Here is a 15,757-nt window from a genome sequence, read left to right as displayed (position 1 = left end):
CCTCAGAGCGTGAGCCGGGTGCCGATTCCGGCGGCTTCGGCGCGGGCGTGGATGCGGTCGGCCACGGCGACGTCGAGGATCGACATCCCGAACGGGTTGCTGACGACGATCTCGTCCTGGTCGCGGCGGCCGGGGTGGCGTCCGGCGATCACGTCGCCGAGCGTGCCGTCGACGGGGCGGGCCCCGGGCCGCGCGGTCACTCCCTGGCGCGGAGTGCCGTCGGGGCCGAGCAGGGTGCCCGCCCGGTGCATCCGGCCGAGCAGCCGGCGCGGGTCGTCCCGGACCAGGCTCCAGTCGTCGACGATCACCGTGCCGGCCGCGAGCACGGCGGCCTCGGTGAGGTCGTCCAGCGAGACATGGCAGACCAGCGCGCCCGGCCGCAGCCAGTCCGGCTCGATGTATCCCCGGGTCACCGTGGTGACGGGCACGACGACTTCGGCGTCCCGGACCGCCTCGCGCGGCCCGTCGGCGACGGCCGTCTCGATGTCCGGCGCTGCGGGCAGCGTGGCGATGTGGTGGGCGACGGACTTCGCCCGGTCGGGTGCCACGTCGTACAGCGTGATGCGGCGCAGGGTGGGCACGGTGCGCAGCAGCAGCGCGATGTGTGCCTGCGCGAGGGCGCCGCAGCCGAGGAGTGCCAGTCCGCGCGGTTCTGCCACCGCGAGGTGGCGCACGGCGAGTGCGGTCACCGCCGCGGTGCGCATCGCGCTGATGTAGGCGGCCTCCATCACGGCGCGGGGACGGGCGGTCTCCGGGTCGAGGAGCAGGGTGAAGCCCTGGGCGCGGGGTATGCCGCGCGCCGGGTTGCCGATCGAGGCGTTGATGGTCTTCATCCCGATGACCGGCGCCCGCCCCTCCTCGGTGAGCGCACCGGGCATGGCCAGCAGTCTGGCGGCGTCGCCCTGCGGGGTGGTCCAGCCGAGGTAGGCCTCCTCGGGCAGGACGGAGTGTCCGGCGGAGTGCAGCCTGAGCGCCTCGGCCACCGCCGCCACGATGTCCACGTCGCGCGCGGCCTCGATGACGTCCGCGCGGGTCAGATGGCGGAAGTGGCTGTCGGGGTATTGCTCGAAGTCCATGGCGGGCGGGGCTCCTTGGCGAGGTGGTGGTTGCGGTGAGGCGGTACGGGGCGGGCTCAGCCGCCGGTGGCGGGTGCCGTGCGGAGCATCACGAAGGGGACGAGCGCTCCGAGCAGCAGTACACCGGCGAGCAGGATCCAGCCCGCGGTGCCGAGGGCGAGGACGACGCCGGTCATCAGCACCGGGCCGGCGACCCGGTTGGCCACGGTGCGGCTGGTGTTGAACAGCACCAGGTAGGCGCTGCGCGCCCCCTCCGGTGCCAGGTCGAAGGAGAGGGTCCACGAGGCACCGACCTGGAGCAGTTCGGCGAAGGTCAGCAGGACGACGGCCGCGCCCAGCACCAGCAGCGCCCGGCGTGCCCCGAAGCCGGGAGCGGCGGCGAAGGCGAGGGCGCCGCCGCTGAGCAGCAGCGCCGCGGCCGCGTAGGAGAACCAGGCCCGGCGGGTGGTGCTGTAGCAGCGGTTGAGCGGGTACTGGAGGGCGATGCACAGCACGGTGTTGACGGCGTACAGGACGCCGACGTAGCGCTCCGGCACGTCGGTCTCGGTGACGAGCCAGAGCGGGAAGGCCACGTTGAGGACCGGCATCCACAGCGACACCAGTGCGTTGTACGCGGTGAAGCCGAACAGCCGGCGGTCCTTCAGCAGCTCCGCCACCCGGGCGCCGCCGGCCGCGGTCGTGGCTTCCTCGCGACGCGCGGTGGCGTACACCGCGGCCACCGCGACGTAGGCGAGCGCGCCGCCGATCAGCAGTGGCCGGAAGGCTCCGGGCGATCCGGAGCCCAGGGCGACCCCGGCGATCAGCCCGCCCAGGCTGATGCCGAGGTTGACGACGGTGCGCTGCACGGCCATGACCTTCGCGCGCAGGCTCTCGGGGGCGCGCGCGCCGACGTACGACTGGACCAGTGGGGGCGAGGACTGTTCGGTGACGGCGATGACGGAGACCACGAGGAGGAAGCTCCACCAGCCGTCGACCCACAGGTAGCCGACGGTGGCCAGGGCGCGCAGCAGCATCACACCGATCAGCACCGGCTTCGGTCCGTGGCGTGCGGCCAGCCGGGCGATGGGTACGGCGGCGGCGAGGGCCACTGCGCCGCCGATGGTCAGGCCGGTGCCGACGGTCGCGGTGCCGAGGTGGGCGACCTTCACGAAGTAGATGGTCGAGACGGCGAGGAAGAGTCCCGTTCCGGTCCACTCGATCAGCGTGGCGGCCTGCACCAGCGGCAGGAACTGCCGGTGGCCGGGGCGCGTCCGCTGCTGGTCGAGGGTGGCGCTCGTGCCCATGTTCAGTGCTCCTGGTGCTTCCGGTCGAAGAAGAGTCCTTCGCTGCGCAGTTGTTCCACGGCGGAGGTGATCTCCTTGGCGACACCCTGTTCGTTCGCCCAGTTGTCGGAGTAGAGGGTGTCGCGGTACTTGGCGCCGCCGTCCGCGGCCAGGCAGACCGCGAGCCGGCCGTCGGTCCCGGCCGCCTCCTGGTCGGTGAGCATCGCGCGGACCGCGCAGCCGCTGGAGCCGCCGAGTGCGATCCCGATGTCCTCGGCGATGATCCGGCAGACGGCGATCGCCTCGATGTCGTCGACGTGCACCGCGCGGTCGTAGCTGTGCGGTGTCCTCAGGAAGACGGACGGACGGCTGGCCCCGATGCCCGGGACCAGGCGCCGTCCGGCACTGCCCGAGACGGCCAGTGAGCCGCGTACGTCCACTGCTATCGCGGTCACGTCGGGCCGGTGCTCGCGCAGGTGGGCGCTGATGCCCGCGAGGGTGCCGCCGGTGGAGACCGGTACGTACACGGAGCCGAGTTCCGGTCCCGCCTGCTCGGTGAGCTCGGGTCCGGTGGTGCGCCGGTGGATGGCGGGCGCGGCCCAGTTCCCGTACTGGTCGGGCCAGCGGTATCCGGGGTTGTCCGCGCACAGTTCGCGTACCCGGCTCAGCCGGCTCAGCAGATAGCCGCCCAGTCCGTCGGGCCGGTCGACGACGATGACCCGCGCTCCGCTGTCGGTGAGACTGCGGCGGGTGGAGTGCGGGGTCTTGAGGTCGACCACGGCGAGGAAGTCACAACCGAGGGCCGGCAGCAGCCGGGCCAGGGCGAGGCCCAGGTTGCCCGATGTGGATTCCACCACCACCGTGCCGGGGACGAGGGGCTGTTCGTCGTGCAGCGACCGCAACAGACCGACGGCGCTGCGGTCCTTCACCGATCCGGTGGGACCGTGGTCCTCCAGTTTCAGTCCCAGCCGCCGGACCCGGCCCCGGTGGGTGACGTCCAGGCGGAGCAGAGGAGTTGAGCGGAGGGCCCGTGCCAGGACGGGATTGACACGCGACACGGCTTCTCCCTGTGCGATGCGTCGTGCGACCAAGGCGGTGGAGCGACCGGCCGTCCCGGCGCGCGCTCTCAGACCTTAGGCGGGCGGCCCCCGGTGTCACCACGGGCACTGCGGCGCGCGCGTGTCGCCGTTGGCCAGAACAGCGCTTGACGCCCCGTCGGTTCCGTCCGCGGGCCCGCGAACGCCGAGGAACGGTCCGGTGCCGCGGCGGGCCCGGGGCGCACACACGCAGTCGAAATGGCCGGTTCGTCGCCGGTCCGCGAACCCGGGGGACGCGACCGGCACGACCTCTCCCGAGGGCCTGTTATCTTTACGTGACTTCGCGACAGAACTCTCGGTCATGCTTTGGCCTTTGATCTGTTGGCGTCGATGTGCCGGCGTGTGGCGGCGGACGTTCAATGACCACTGCACGGGCGCGGTCGCGGTCTGCGGCCGGCCCGGCCTGTCAGGGCTGGACGGAATGACACAGCACAACAGATTCAGCAGGGCGGCGCTGACCGCACGAGCGGTGCTGGTCCCGGGGACCGGGCGCCGGAAGCAGGCGAAGAAGCGCCCGCTCGCCCGCAGGCCGCGCAGACCGGACTACCCTCGCGCGGGCCGGCACGGCTGGCGAAGATGGGTGCCCTCGTGGCGACTGGCCCTGGGCTCGGTGCTGATGTTCACCGCGACACTGGCGACCGTGGTGGGAATCGCCTACGCCCGTACGGACGTACCCGAGGACCTCAACGCCTTCGCCACCCAGCAGGACACCGTCTACTACTGGGCCGACGGCACGCCGATGGCACGGACCGGCTGGGTGAGCCGCCAGGAGATGCCGCTCTCGAAGATCCCCGAGCACGTGCGGTGGGCCGTACTGGCCGCGGAGAACGCCGACTTCTACTCCGACCACGGCATATCGATGCAAGGGATCACCCGCGCGCTGTGGCGCACGGTCGGCGACGGGGACACCCAGGGCGGGTCGACCATCACCCAGCAGTACGTGAAGAACGTCTATCTGTCGCAGGACCAGTCCTTCTCACGGAAGTTCACCGAGATGCTGCTGGCGGTCAAGCTGGACCGCCGCCTGAGCAAGGACAAGATCCTCCAGGAGTACCTGAACACCAGCTGGTTCGGCCGGGGCACCTACGGTCTCCAGCGCGCCTCGCAGGCCTACTACGGCAAGGAGGTCACCCAACTCAACGCCAGCGAGGGCGCCTTCCTCGCCTCGCTGCTCAAGGGCGCCTCGCTGTACGACCCGGCGGTCAACCCCGCCAACCGTGAGCGGGCCGTCGAGCGCTGGCGGTGGACGCTGGACCGCATGGTGACGATCGGCAGGCTGAGCCCGGCCGAACGGGCCACGTACACCACCTTCCCCGAGCCCAGGCCCCCGCACCGGCCCAACAGCGCGGGCGGGCAGGACGGCTATCTCGTGCAGCTCGCCGAGTCCTACGCCAAGCGGGCCGGCCACATCTCCGACGCACGCTTCGACCTCGGCGGCTACCAGATCTACACCACGTTCGAGAAGCCGCGGATGACCGCCCTCACCCGGTCCGTCCGCGACGCGCGCAAGGCCCTCGATCCCCGGCGGCGCAAGGCCGACCGCTCCGTCCGCTTCGGCGCGTCGACCGTCGCCCCGGACGGCCGGATCCTCGCGGTGTACGGCGGACCGGACTTCGAGAAGCAGGCCTTCAACGAATCCAACGCGGGCACCGTCCCGGCCGGTTCGGCGTTCACCCCCTTCGTCTACGCCGCCGGCCTCCAGCACGGTGTGACGCACGAACGCAACGGCCCGCGCTCCACCGTCACACCGGCGACCGAGTACGACGGCGACGACGACATACCCGTCATGACACCCGAGGGCCCCTACTGGGACCGCAGCGGGAAAATGGTCAAGGGCGACAACGACGGTGACAAGTCCTTCGGCCGGATCAGCCTGCACGACGCCATGGCGAAGTCGGTGAACTCCCCCTTCCTCCAGCTCGGCATGGACGCGGGGCTGAAGCTGGTCCGCAGCACGGCCGAGGCGTCGGGGCTGCTCCCCTCCAGCTTCGGCCCGCCCGTCCCGGCGTTCGCGATGGGCAACTCCACCCCCAGCGCCATCCGGATGGCGGACGCGTACGGCACCTTCGCGGCCCGCGGGATGCACACGGATCCGTACTCGGTCGGCAAGGTCACCCGCAACGGCGAACCGGTCCGGCTCGACCTGCCCAAGCCCCGACGCGCCGTCCGGTCCGACGTCGCCGACGAGATCACCGGATCGCTCACCCGGCCCTCCACACGCAAAGTCGCGCCCGCCGGCCCGGTCGCCGTCAAGGCCGGAACCACCGAGGACGACACCGCACGCTGGCACGTCGGGTACGGCCCGACCGCCTCCACCGCCGTCGTCGTCTACCGCATGGACCTGGCGAAGAGCCTCGCCCCGCTGCCGCTCAAGGGCCTGGCGGGCGGCCCTGCGGACGACGGGAAGCTGCCGGCCCTGATCTGGAACACATACACGGAAGCCATGACGAAGTGACAGAGACCAGAGTGAAGTCGACCGCACGCCGGATACGGGCCCGCCTCACCCCCCGCATCGTCCTGGGGCTCGCCGTGTGTCTTGTGGTGTCGGGTTCCGCGGCTCTGGTGCCGCTGCTGTCCGACGAGACGTCGGGCACCCGCACCCCGGAGCAGGGCACCAGCACCGTCGCCGCACCGACGCCGACCGCCAGGGAGCATCACGGGAGCGGCGGGGGCACCAAGGAGAAGGAGTGGGACGGAAAGGTCAAGATCCTGGGCGACGGCTCCACGTCGTACACCGGTCCGCAGCCCTCCCAGCTCAAGGCCGAGCGGCTCAAGCCGGGCGAGCGGCCGCCGCAGTTCGTGGTGTTCTCGTGGGACGGCGCGCTGGAGGGCGACGACCACATGTTCTCGCGCTTCCGCCGGGCGGCGAAGGAGAGCAACGCGCACATGACGTTCTTCCTCACCGGCATCTATCTCCTCCCGAAGGAGAAGCGGGACCTCTACCACCCGCCGCAGCACAAGGCCGGCTCCGCCGCCATCTCGTACCCCACGCGCGAGCACATCCGGATGACGCTGGAGCAGCTCGGCGGCGCCTGGCGTGAGGGCAACGAGATCGGGTCGCACTTCAACGGCCACTTCTGCGAGAAGAAGGGCGGTGGGGACTGGAGCAAGGACGAGTGGATCAGCGAGATCGGGCAGTTCTACTCCTTCGTGCAGAACTGGAAGACGAACACCGGCTACAAGGACCTCGACCCGCTCCCCTTCGACCCCACCCGTGAGGTCGTCGGCGGTCGGGCCCCCTGCCTGGAGGGCCAGAAGGCCCTGCTCCCGGCGTCCAAGCCGTTCGGCTGGCGCTACGACGCGAGCTCCCCGGGCGACTTCCAGGTCTGGCCGTCCAAGAAGAACGGCATCTGGGACCTGCCGCTGCAGATGCTGCCGTTCCCCGGCAAGGACTTCCAGGTGCTGTCCATGGACTTCAACTTCCTCTACAACCAGTCCGGGGGCAGCACCGAGGGCGACCCCGCGAAGTACGAGACGTGGCGCAAGGAGGCACGGGACGCCTACGTCGCGGGCTTCGACCGGGTGTTCCACGGCAGCCGCGCACCGCTGTTCATCGGGAACCACTTCGAGGACTGGAACGGCGGGATATACATGGACGCCGCCGAGGACACCATGCGGGAGGTCTGCCCCCGCAAGGAGGTCCGCTGTGTGTCCTTCCGCGAACTGACCGACTGGCTCGACGCGCAGGATCCCAAGGTCCTCGCGCAGTGGCGGACCCTCGACCCCGCCCAGCCGCCCAGCTGGAAGCAGTAGGCGGCACGCCCGGGATGCGCGGCTGCGGGAGCCGCGCATCCCGGGCGCCGTGACGTCCGCGGTCAGTTCGCCTTCTCGACGAACTCCGTGGTGTACGTCTTGGCGAGGTCCACCTCGGCGTTCTTCAGGTTCGGGTTGAAGGCCTTCAGGACCCGCTCGACGGTGGCGGGTCCGTCGGGGGGCATGACACCGTCCTTGGTGAACATGGGCAGTGTGCTCTTGATCGCCTGCGCGTAGAGGGCCTTTCCGCCGCCCTGGGCGTAGTCGGCGGGCATCTTCGCGGCGATCTCGTCGGCACTGTGCGTGGACATCCACTTCAGCGTTCTGACGAAGGCGTTGGCCAGCTTCTGGACGGTCTCCTTGTGGCTGTCGACCCATTCGGTCTGCATGTAGAGGCTGGACGACGGGTAGAGCCCGCCGAGCGCCTGCTTGGAGCCCTCGGGGGTCCGCATGTCGATGAGGATCCTGCCGAGCTTCTTGTCCAGGATGGTGGCGACCGTGGGATCGGTGGTCATGCCGCCCTCGATGGAGCCCTGTTGGAGGGCGGAGATGAACGTCTGTCCCGCGCCCACGGCCACGGGGGTGAATTCACTCGTCTTCACGCCGTTGCTCACGGCCAGGTACTTCGTCAGGAAGTCGGTCGAGGAGCCGATGCCCGTGACCCCGAGCTTCTTGCCCTTGAAGTCCTTGGCCGAACGGACCTCCCCCGCCGCCTTGTCGGAGACGATCTCGACCTCGCCGGGGGCCTGGGAGAACTGGACGACCGACTCGACCTGCTTGCCCTTCACCTGGAGGTCGAGGGTGTGGTCGTAGAAGCCGACCGTGCCCTGGACGTCGCCGGAGACCAGCGCCGTCTCGGCCTGCACGCCCGCGGGTTCGGTGAGCAGCTGGACCGACACTCCTTCTTCCTCGAAGTAGCCGAGCCGCTCGGTCAGCATCGCCGGCAGGTAGATCACCTTGTCGAGACCACCGACCATGATCTTCACCTTGTCGCCCTTGCCGCCGGAGGCCGGATCGCCGCCACCGCAGGCGGTCAGGCTGGTCAGGGCAAGTACACCGGCGACGGCGACGGCCGGGATCCGGGTGGATGCACGCATCTGATTCACGTCCTTGTGAAGAAACAATCTGGGCAGGGATGGTGACGGACTGTCAGCGATCGGCACCGGCGTCGGCCGGCTTCCAGCGGAAGAGCCGCTTCTCCAGGAAGGTCAGCAGGCCTTCGGCCAGCAGCGCGACGATCGCGAGAATGACCATCGCGGCGTAGACACCGGCGGCGTTGAACGTGCCCTGGGACGCGGCGACCAGCAGGCCGAGCCCCTTGGTGGCCCCGATGTACTCGCCGACGATCGCGCCGATGAGTGCGAAACCGAAGCTCACATGGAGACTGGTGAAGATCCACGAGGTGGCGGAGGGGATCACCACCTGAAGGGTGACCTGGCGGTTACTGGCGCCCAGGATGCGGGAGTTGGCGACGAGATCGCGGTCGACCTCCCGTGCGCCCTGGAACGCGTTGAAGAAGACCGGGAAGAAGACAAGAACGACCGCGGAGGCGACCTTCGACGCCGGGCCGAGTCCGAACCAGATGAGGAAGATCGGGGCGAGCACGATCCGGGGCAGCGCGTTGAGCACCTTGATGTACGGGCCCAGCACATCGGCGGCGAACCGGACACGGCCCAGCGCGATCCCGAGCAGCACACCGGCGAACACACCGATGACCCAGCCGAGCAGCGCTTCGTAGAGCGTGTACCAGATCTGCTCCCAGAGGGAACCCTGGGCGGTGCCGTCCACGACCCAGGTACGGATCTGGTCCCAGATCCGGGACGGCATGGAGAAGTTGAACGGGTCGATGACTGCGGTACGGGCCAGCCATTCCCACAGCCCGACGACCGCGAGGAGCACCGCGACCCGGCTCGCGGCCACCAGGTACTTGCGGTTCCTGGCGGCCCTGGCGCGGGCCCGGGTCCGTTCGGTCTTCGTCACGGCGGCGCTCGCGGTGATGGTGTCAGGCGACATCGAGGGCACCTCGCTCACGGGTGATGCGGACCTCTTCGCCGAGCGAGGACCAGATCTCCCGGTAGATCTCCACGAACCGGGGCTCCAGCCGTACCTGCTCGACCTTGCGGGGGCGGGGCAGGCCGATCTCGAAGACCTCCTTGACCGTGGCCGGTCCCGCGGTCATGACCACCACCTTGTCGGCCAGCGCGATGGACTCCTCCAGGTCGTGGGTGACGAAGACGACGGAGGCGCCGGTGCCGGCCCACAGCTCCAGCAGCTCGTCCGACATCAGGGCTCTGGTCTGCACGTCGAGCGCGGAGAACGGCTCGTCCATGAGCAGGATCTCGGGGTCGTTGACGAAGGTGGCCGCGAGCGCGACGCGCTTGCGCTGACCGCCCGACAGCTGATGGGGGTAGCGGTCCTCGAAGGAGGAGAGACCGACCCTGGCGAGCCACTCCCGGGCCCGCTCCCTCGCCTCGGGCTTGGGCACACCGCGGAAGCGGGGGCCCGCCATCACATTGGACAGCACGGTCCGCCAGGGGAAGACGGCATCCTGCTGGAAGACGAAGCCGACCTTGTCGCCGATGCCGCGCACCGGCTCGCCGGCCACCAGCACCTCGCCCTCGGTGGGCTCCTCCAGTCCGCTGACCAGGGTCAGCGTGGTCGACTTGCCGCATCCGGTGGGGCCCACCACGGCGACGAACTCGCCACGCCCGATGGTGAGGTCCAGGTCCCGTACGGCGGTGTGGAGCGCCCCCGACGGAGTCCGGAACGCTTTGCTCACCCCCCGCAGTTCGATGGCGGGGCTCGTTTCGCTTTTCATGGAGCGGGACGCTAGAGGCGCCCCGAGGACGCGGGCACCCTTGCGCCCACAACTCGGGGTTCTGCTCATATCCCGGGGTTCTGCTCGTTCTGCTCACGGCCCCGGCAACGAATGCGCCACGAGGACTGGTCATCGGCGAGCGCGACGTTTACGTTGCGTTCACACGAGGACGAAACGGAGCATCATGTTCCTGGCCGGCGGAAGGCAGAGGGCGAGTACATGCGCATTCACTGGCCGCGCCGTGTCTTCGCCCAGGTCCTCCTCACCCAGGTGGTCATCACCACCGGCGTGATCATGCTCGTCACGGGGCTCTTCCTCGCCCCGCTCAGCCATCAGCTCGACAACCAGGCGATGCACCAGGCCCTGTCCATCGCCCAGACCACCGCCGCCGAACCCGGTCTGGTCCGGGATCTGAGGAGCACCGACCCCAGCCCCGGCGGACCGGTGCAGGCCGAGGCGGAGCGGATCCGGCGGGCCACCGGGGCGTTGTACATCGTGGTGATGGACACCCGCGGGGTGCGCTGGTCGCACACCGACATCGCGCAGATCGGCAGGCATGTCTCGACCGACCCCAGCACGGCGCTGGGCGGCCGGGAGATCATGCAGATCGACGACGGAACCCTGGGCCGGTCGGCACGGGCCAAGGTCCCGCTCCGCGACCGGCGGCAGGACATCGTGGGCGCCGTGTCGGTGGGTATCGCCTACGACAGCGTCCACGACCGGCTGCTGGGCGCGATCCCCGGTCTGCTGCTGTACTCCGGAGCGGCGCTCGCCGTCGGGGTGCTGGCCGCCCTGGCCGTGTCGCGGCGGCTCCAGCGCGGCACGCACGGGCTCGCCTTCGCCGACATCTCCGCGTTGCTGGACGAGCGCGAGGCCATGCTGCACAGCATCCGCGAGGCGGTGCTCGCACTGGACGCCCGGGGCCGGATCCGGCTGCTCAACGACGAGGCGCAGCGGCTGCTCGATCTGGACCAGGACGCGGTCGGACGCGCGCTGGGCGAGGTGCTGCCGCCGGGCCGTACGGCACAGGTGCTGACGGGACGGGTCGACGGCGCGAACCTGATCACCGTCTGCCGGGGCCGGGTACTGATCGCCAACCGCATGCCCACCGGCGACGGCGGGGCGGTGGTCACCCTGCGCGACCGTACCGAGCTGGAGCTGCTCGGCCGTGAACTGGACTCCACGCACGGCCTGTTGGATGCGCTGCGCGCCCAGGACCACGAGCACGCCAACCGGCTGCACACCCTGCTGGGGCTGCTGGAGCTGGGCAGACACGATGCCGCGGTGGAGTTCGTCGAAGAGGTGACCAGCGGTCACCGGGCCTCGGCGGAACAGGTCGCGGAGCGCGTCAACGACCCCCTGCTGTCCGCCCTGCTGGTGGGCAAGTCGGCCATCGCGGCGGAGCGGGGCGCGTCCCTGCGCGTCTCGCCGGGCACCCGGCTGCCGGACGTGGTGGTGGACCCGCGCGATCTGGTGACCGTACTGGGCAATCTGATCGACAACGCGCTGGACGTCGCCACACTCGTCGAGGTCGAACTGCTGGCCGAGGGCAGTACGGCGGTGCTGCGGGTCAGCGACAACGGTCCGGGGGTGCCTCCCGGAATGCGTGAGCAGATCTTCACCGAGGGCTGGTCCACCAAGGAGCCCCCCGCCCACCGCGGACGCGGGCTGGGCCTGGCGCTGGTGCGCCGGCTGGCCGAGCGCTACGGTGGCGCGGCCCGCGTCACGGCCCGGGCCGGCGGCGGCGCGGTCTTCACCGTGGTCCTGCCCGAGGCACTCACCGTCCGGCCGCTGACAGAAGTGGGAGAGTCGCGATGATCGATGTCCTGGTGGTGGACGACGATTTCCGGGTTGCCGAGATCAATGCCGCGTACGTGGCCAGGATCCCCGGCTTCCGGGTCATCTCCCGTGCGCACACCGCCGCTCAGGCGCTGTCGTTCCTGGAGCGCGACCATGTCGATCTGGTGCTGCTCGACCACTATCTGCCGGACGAGACGGGGCTGACGCTGGTGCGGCGGCTGCGCCAGCTCGGCCACCCGGCCGATGTGATCATGGTGACCGCGGCCCGTGACGTCGCGACCGTGCGCACCGCCATGCGGTACGGCGCGCTCCAGTACCTGGTCAAGCCGTTCAGCTTCAGCGGTCTGCGGTCCAAGCTGGAGAGTTACGCCGCCCTGCGCCGGACCCTGGAAGGGGTGGGCGGCGGCCGGGGCGAGGCCGGGCAGGAGCAGGTCGACCAGATCTTCGGCGCCCTGCGCACCACGGAGTCCGGCTCCGCGGCCGGGCTGCCCAAGGGGCACTCGGCGCCCACCGCGGATGTCATCCGCCATGTCCTGTCGGCCGCCGAGGGGCCGCTGTCCGCGCACGAGGTCGCCGCCCGGGCCGGTCTCAGCCGCTCCACCGCCCAGCGCTACCTCAAGTATCTGGAGGGCGCCGGCCGCATCAGCCTGAGCCTCAAGTACGGCGACACGGGCCGCCCCGAGCACCGCTACGCGTGGGCGAGGGCGAGCTGAGGGGCGTTCCGGCCGGAGCCGGCCGGGCGCCGGTCACGGCGCGTCTCAGCCGGCGGCCAGCGTCCGTTCCGCGAGCGTGTCCAGGGCCGACTTGATCTCCTCGACGCCGCGACCCCGTCCTCGCTGGTAGGCGAAGAGTTCGGGCTCCAGCGGGGCCAGCAGGATGTCACTGAGGGCGTCCGGACCCGGGACGCCCGCCTCCTTGACGAGCATGCGGACATGCGCGCGCCAGAAGCCGTACGCCCCGGTGGCGAACCGCGCGGAGCCGGACTCGGCGCCCAGGGTGAGGTGGATGTGCTGCTCCAGCAGGTCCGTCATCGCGGCGTAGAAGGCGGCCAGCCGTCGCGCGGGCGGCGCGCCGGGCCCCAGCGGCGGCTCCCCGCCGAGCAGTTTCTCCTGCAGCGCGCGTTCGTGTTCGTCCAGGAGCGCCGTGGCGATGGACGGGATGTCGGGGTACCGGCGGTAGAGCGTGCCCCGTCCCACGCCGGCCTCGCGGGCGACGGCCTCCATCGTCACGCTGCGCGGATCCCCGGCGGTGAAGAGCCGGTTCGCCGCGGCGAGCACCTTGGCCCGGTTCCTTGCCGCGTCCGCGCGTTCCATGGATCCCACCGTACAGGAATAAGTGGACAGCATGTCCGGTTACCCTGGTCGAGCTAAGCGGACACGATGTCCACTTAACGACTCCAGGGGGTACCCATGTCCGTACTGCTGCACATCGCCGCGAGCGCGCGGCGCGAATCCTTCAGCCGGGAACTGGGCGACGCCTTCGCCGCCGCCTGGCGGAGCGCGAATCCGTCCGGCACGTATGTGCTCCGCGACCTGCGCACCGACCCGGTACCGCAGATCGACGAGGCCTGGACCGAGCTCTGCGACCACGTCCTGCGGCACGGCATCACCGACATCGCCCGGTACGAGGAGGCGGTGCGCACCCCGGACCAGGCACGGGCCTGGGAGGTGCTGCGGCCGCTGCTGGCCGAACTGGTCGCCGCCGATGTCGTGTTGATCACGACACCGATGTACAACTTCACCGTCCCCGCCTCCCTGAAGGCGTGGATCGATCAGGTGACGTTCCCCAGGATGTCGCTGGCGGGGCGCCGCTTCGTGATCGCGTCCGCCCGGGGCGGGGCCTACGGTCCCGGCACCCCCCGCGAGCCGTACGACCACCAGGAGCGCTACCTGCGGGACTTCCTCGCGGGTCACTTCGCGGTCGACGACCCGGTCCTCCTGTCGACCGAACTCGTGAACTCCCGGACCGATCCCTCGCTCGTCGCCCGCCGCGCAGAGCACGACGAGTCGCGGGCGGCCGCCCTGGCTGCCGCGCGGGAACTGGGCGGAGGCATCCGATGAGCTGGCTGCTGCTGATCGGCGCCGGGCTGGTCGAGATCGCCTGGTCCCAGAGCATCGAGCCGACGCGGGGTTTCACCCGGCCGCTGCCGACGGTGGTGTGCGCCGCGCTCATGATCGGCGCGGTGTATCTGCTCGCCCGGGCCATGGAGGGGCTGCCGGTGGGCACGGCGTACGCGGTCTTCACCGGCATCGGCGCGATCGGGGCCATCGCCCTGGGCGTCCTCGTCCATCACGATCCGGTGAGTCCGGGGCGGCTGGCCGCGCTCGCCCTGATCGTTGGCGGTGTGGCGCTGGCGCGGATGACGACACCGGCCGCGTGACCGGTGGCCGCCCGCCCTCCCCGGCGGCATCGGGGAGGGCGGGCGCCGGGCTCGGCCGGTCCCGGTCGGGTCCGTGGCCCTCCGGCGACGGCGCCGACCACGTCCACCGGGACTTCGCCGGGGCGGGGCGCTGCTGCCTGGAGGGTGTCCTGCGGCAGTCCGCCGGAACGGGACGGGGCGCGGCACCACGCTGGTGCCCACGCGGCTCGTGGTGCGGCCAAGTACGGCCGCGCCGCCGGTCCGGTGGCCGGAGCGGCGGCGCGTCACACGGTGTGCGGTGGCTTCAGGGCTTGAGGCTGCTGACGACGTCGGCCGTGGCCGCCAGGCCGTCCTGGATGGTCGGTGCCATGCTCGTACCCGCGAGGAAGAACCCGAGCATGGCGCAGACCAGCGCATGCGAGATCTTCAGCCCCCCGTTGCGGAGAAAGATCACCGCGAGGATCAGCAGAAGCAGCACCAGTGAGATCGAAATGGCCATGGCCAACCTCCTCCGCCGCGCCGGAATGCGGCATTCGGCCGCCAGTGTGGCGCAGCGGAGAAGCCATCCGGACGACCGGCGTGTCCGCCATCCGGGTGTTGACTGGCTGTCACGCTCGGGGCGTCACGTGCGGCCGGCCGCAGGGCGGACGGTCCCGGTCCGGCCCTACCGGTCGTGGGTGCGCAGGAAGCGCTCAAGTCCCGCCAGATCGTCGGTGTTGAGGTGGTCGACCCCGGCGGCCAGCAGCTCCGTCCAGAGCGCTTCCCGCTCCGGTCCCGGAGTGTCGGGGGTGGCCCAGAAGCGGATCCGCCGGCCGCCGCGGTGGGCCGCGGCGACGAGCGCGCGCAGTTTGTCCCGCTCGGCGGCGGGGAAGGGGCCCGTGCCGAGCCAGCTGAATTCGTCGGTCCAGCTGCTGCTGATGAGCGGGGCGAACGAGGCGTCGGCCGCGGTGCCGAGGTCTTCGGGCCGGCCGTCGTAGAAGGCGTATCGGGTGCTCTGCGCCTCCATCGGGGCGCGGGCGGCACGGTCGCCGGAGATCACCGGGGTGATCGCGCCCGGCCGTACCCGGCCGTGGTGGTACGACGTCAGCATCCGTCGGTAGTGCCGGAGTTGCCGGTCGAGTTCGAGGTAGGCGGCGGCCCCGTCCGTCTTGATGTCGATCAGCAGTTGCACCGGGTCGCGGTAGCCGGGGTGGACGGTGCCGTGGTTGGCCCGGACCCTGGCGAGCAGTGGGTCGAGGTAGAGCGACGCGAGGGTGCGGGAGGGGTCGAGGTCGGTGGCCTCGTGGGCGACGAGCAGTTCCCCGTCCACCAGGAAGATGTCGGCCTCGACGCTGGTGAAGCCGTGCGCGAGCGCGTCGTGCAGGGGGCGCGGGTGCAGGTAGTCGTTGTGCGCGTGGGCCCTGCGCAGGGCGCGGGTGCGCCGGTGGCGCGCGGCCGGGGGCCCGGCTGCGGCGGCGGCCCGGGAGGGCAGGAACGCGCCTGCGGCCGCGGTGGCGAGTGCGGTGGTGACGACGGTTCGGCGGGTCGGGAACGCCATGGATTCTCCCGGGAGAGAGTGGTGGACCGGACGGGCGGACGCGACCGAGTATGCG

The 15,757-nt window shown here is 70.9% G+C and carries 15 protein-coding genes; 6 read left to right on the top strand and 9 right to left on the bottom strand.

Annotation, left to right across the window (positions count from 1 at the left end; all coding sequences use genetic code 11):
* Nucleotides 1-2 precede the first annotated feature (2 nt).
* Genes AADR41_RS09440 through AADR41_RS09430 form a run of 3 tightly spaced genes read right to left on the bottom strand, consistent with a single transcriptional unit; the run spans nucleotide 3 to nucleotide 3,396 of the window.
* Complete coding sequence (locus tag AADR41_RS09440; RefSeq protein WP_342280860.1) at nucleotides 3-1,076, bottom strand: ornithine cyclodeaminase family protein; 1,074 nt, start codon at nucleotides 1,074-1,076, stop codon at nucleotides 3-5.
* A 56-nt stretch (nucleotides 1,077-1,132) separates the two neighbouring features.
* Nucleotides 1,133-2,359 carry an MFS transporter gene (locus AADR41_RS09435; RefSeq protein ID WP_342280859.1) on the bottom strand — a complete coding sequence of 409 codons (1,227 nt, stop codon included), beginning with the start codon at nucleotides 2,357-2,359 and terminating at the stop codon, nucleotides 1,133-1,135.
* A gap of 2 nt (nucleotides 2,360-2,361) precedes the next feature.
* Complete coding sequence (locus AADR41_RS09430) at nucleotides 2,362-3,396, bottom strand: pyridoxal-phosphate dependent enzyme (protein WP_342280858.1); 1,035 nt, start codon at nucleotides 3,394-3,396, stop codon at nucleotides 2,362-2,364.
* A gap of 460 nt (nucleotides 3,397-3,856) precedes the next feature.
* Between AADR41_RS09430 and AADR41_RS09425 the strand changes: the two genes are divergently transcribed.
* Nucleotides 3,857-5,890, top strand: coding sequence for a transglycosylase domain-containing protein (locus AADR41_RS09425; RefSeq protein WP_342280857.1), 2,034 nt, complete (start codon nucleotides 3,857-3,859; stop codon nucleotides 5,888-5,890).
* The gene (locus AADR41_RS09420) at nucleotides 5,887-7,188 is read left to right on the top strand and encodes a hypothetical protein (protein ID WP_342280856.1); all 1,302 of its coding nucleotides are present in this window, start codon (nucleotides 5,887-5,889) and stop codon (nucleotides 7,186-7,188) included. The genes AADR41_RS09425 and AADR41_RS09420 overlap by 4 nt, the downstream gene beginning before the upstream one ends.
* A 62-nt stretch (nucleotides 7,189-7,250) precedes the next feature.
* Here AADR41_RS09420 and AADR41_RS09415 read toward each other — a convergent pair whose 3' ends face one another.
* From AADR41_RS09415 to AADR41_RS09405, 3 genes are read right to left on the bottom strand one after another with little or no spacing between them, the layout of a single operon-like run.
* Nucleotides 7,251-8,285, bottom strand: coding sequence for an ABC transporter substrate-binding protein (locus AADR41_RS09415; RefSeq protein ID WP_342280855.1), 1,035 nt, complete (start codon nucleotides 8,283-8,285; stop codon nucleotides 7,251-7,253).
* Nucleotides 8,286-8,337: 52 nt separating this feature from the next.
* Nucleotides 8,338-9,201, bottom strand: coding sequence for an ABC transporter permease (locus AADR41_RS09410; protein ID WP_342280854.1), 864 nt, complete (start codon nucleotides 9,199-9,201; stop codon nucleotides 8,338-8,340).
* Nucleotides 9,191-10,006, bottom strand: a complete 816-nt coding sequence (locus AADR41_RS09405; RefSeq protein ID WP_342280853.1) for an ABC transporter ATP-binding protein — start codon at nucleotides 10,004-10,006, stop codon at nucleotides 9,191-9,193. Before AADR41_RS09405 ends, AADR41_RS09410 begins: the two co-directional genes overlap by 11 nt.
* Nucleotides 10,007-10,225: 219 nt before the next feature.
* Between AADR41_RS09405 and AADR41_RS09400 the strand changes: the two genes are divergently transcribed.
* Both AADR41_RS09400 and AADR41_RS09395 read left to right on the top strand, forming a co-directional pair.
* Nucleotides 10,226-11,824 (top strand): sensor histidine kinase, encoded by a 1,599-nt coding sequence (locus AADR41_RS09400; RefSeq protein ID WP_342280852.1) that lies wholly within the window; start codon nucleotides 10,226-10,228, stop codon nucleotides 11,822-11,824.
* Complete coding sequence (locus AADR41_RS09395) at nucleotides 11,821-12,519, top strand: response regulator (RefSeq protein WP_124720286.1); 699 nt, start codon at nucleotides 11,821-11,823, stop codon at nucleotides 12,517-12,519. The genes AADR41_RS09400 and AADR41_RS09395 overlap by 4 nt, the downstream gene beginning before the upstream one ends.
* 45 nt (nucleotides 12,520-12,564) lie before the next feature.
* Here AADR41_RS09395 and AADR41_RS09390 read toward each other — a convergent pair whose 3' ends face one another.
* The gene (locus tag AADR41_RS09390) at nucleotides 12,565-13,119 is read right to left on the bottom strand and encodes a TetR/AcrR family transcriptional regulator (RefSeq protein ID WP_342280851.1); all 555 of its coding nucleotides are present in this window, start codon (nucleotides 13,117-13,119) and stop codon (nucleotides 12,565-12,567) included.
* Nucleotides 13,120-13,215: 96 nt separating this feature from the next.
* Here AADR41_RS09390 and AADR41_RS09385 point away from each other — a divergent pair, with 96 nt between their 5' ends.
* Together AADR41_RS09385 and AADR41_RS09380 are read left to right on the top strand one after the other, a co-directional pair.
* Nucleotides 13,216-13,866 carry an FMN-dependent NADH-azoreductase gene (locus tag AADR41_RS09385; protein WP_342280850.1) on the top strand — a complete coding sequence of 217 codons (651 nt, stop codon included), beginning with the start codon at nucleotides 13,216-13,218 and terminating at the stop codon, nucleotides 13,864-13,866.
* On the top strand, nucleotides 13,863-14,186 hold the full coding sequence (locus tag AADR41_RS09380; protein ID WP_342280849.1) for a DMT family transporter: 324 nt from the start codon (nucleotides 13,863-13,865) through the stop codon (nucleotides 14,184-14,186). The genes AADR41_RS09385 and AADR41_RS09380 overlap by 4 nt, the downstream gene beginning before the upstream one ends.
* A gap of 283 nt (nucleotides 14,187-14,469) precedes the next feature.
* Here the strand turns inward: AADR41_RS09380 and AADR41_RS09375 are convergent, their stop codons facing one another.
* A complete protein-coding gene (locus AADR41_RS09375; RefSeq protein WP_124720290.1) occupies nucleotides 14,470-14,664 on the bottom strand; it encodes a hypothetical protein in 195 nt (64 codons plus the stop codon).
* A gap of 165 nt (nucleotides 14,665-14,829) precedes the next feature.
* Complete coding sequence (locus AADR41_RS09370) at nucleotides 14,830-15,702, bottom strand: phosphatidylinositol-specific phospholipase C/glycerophosphodiester phosphodiesterase family protein (protein WP_342280848.1); 873 nt, start codon at nucleotides 15,700-15,702, stop codon at nucleotides 14,830-14,832.
* Between the last annotated feature and the right edge of the window lie 55 nt (nucleotides 15,703-15,757).

This window comes from Streptomyces sp. CLV115 (genome assembly GCF_038448545.1).
GTDB classification, from domain to species: domain Bacteria; phylum Actinomycetota; class Actinomycetes; order Streptomycetales; family Streptomycetaceae; genus Streptomyces; species Streptomyces sanglieri.
This window is presented reverse-complemented; position numbering and strand designations above follow the sequence as displayed.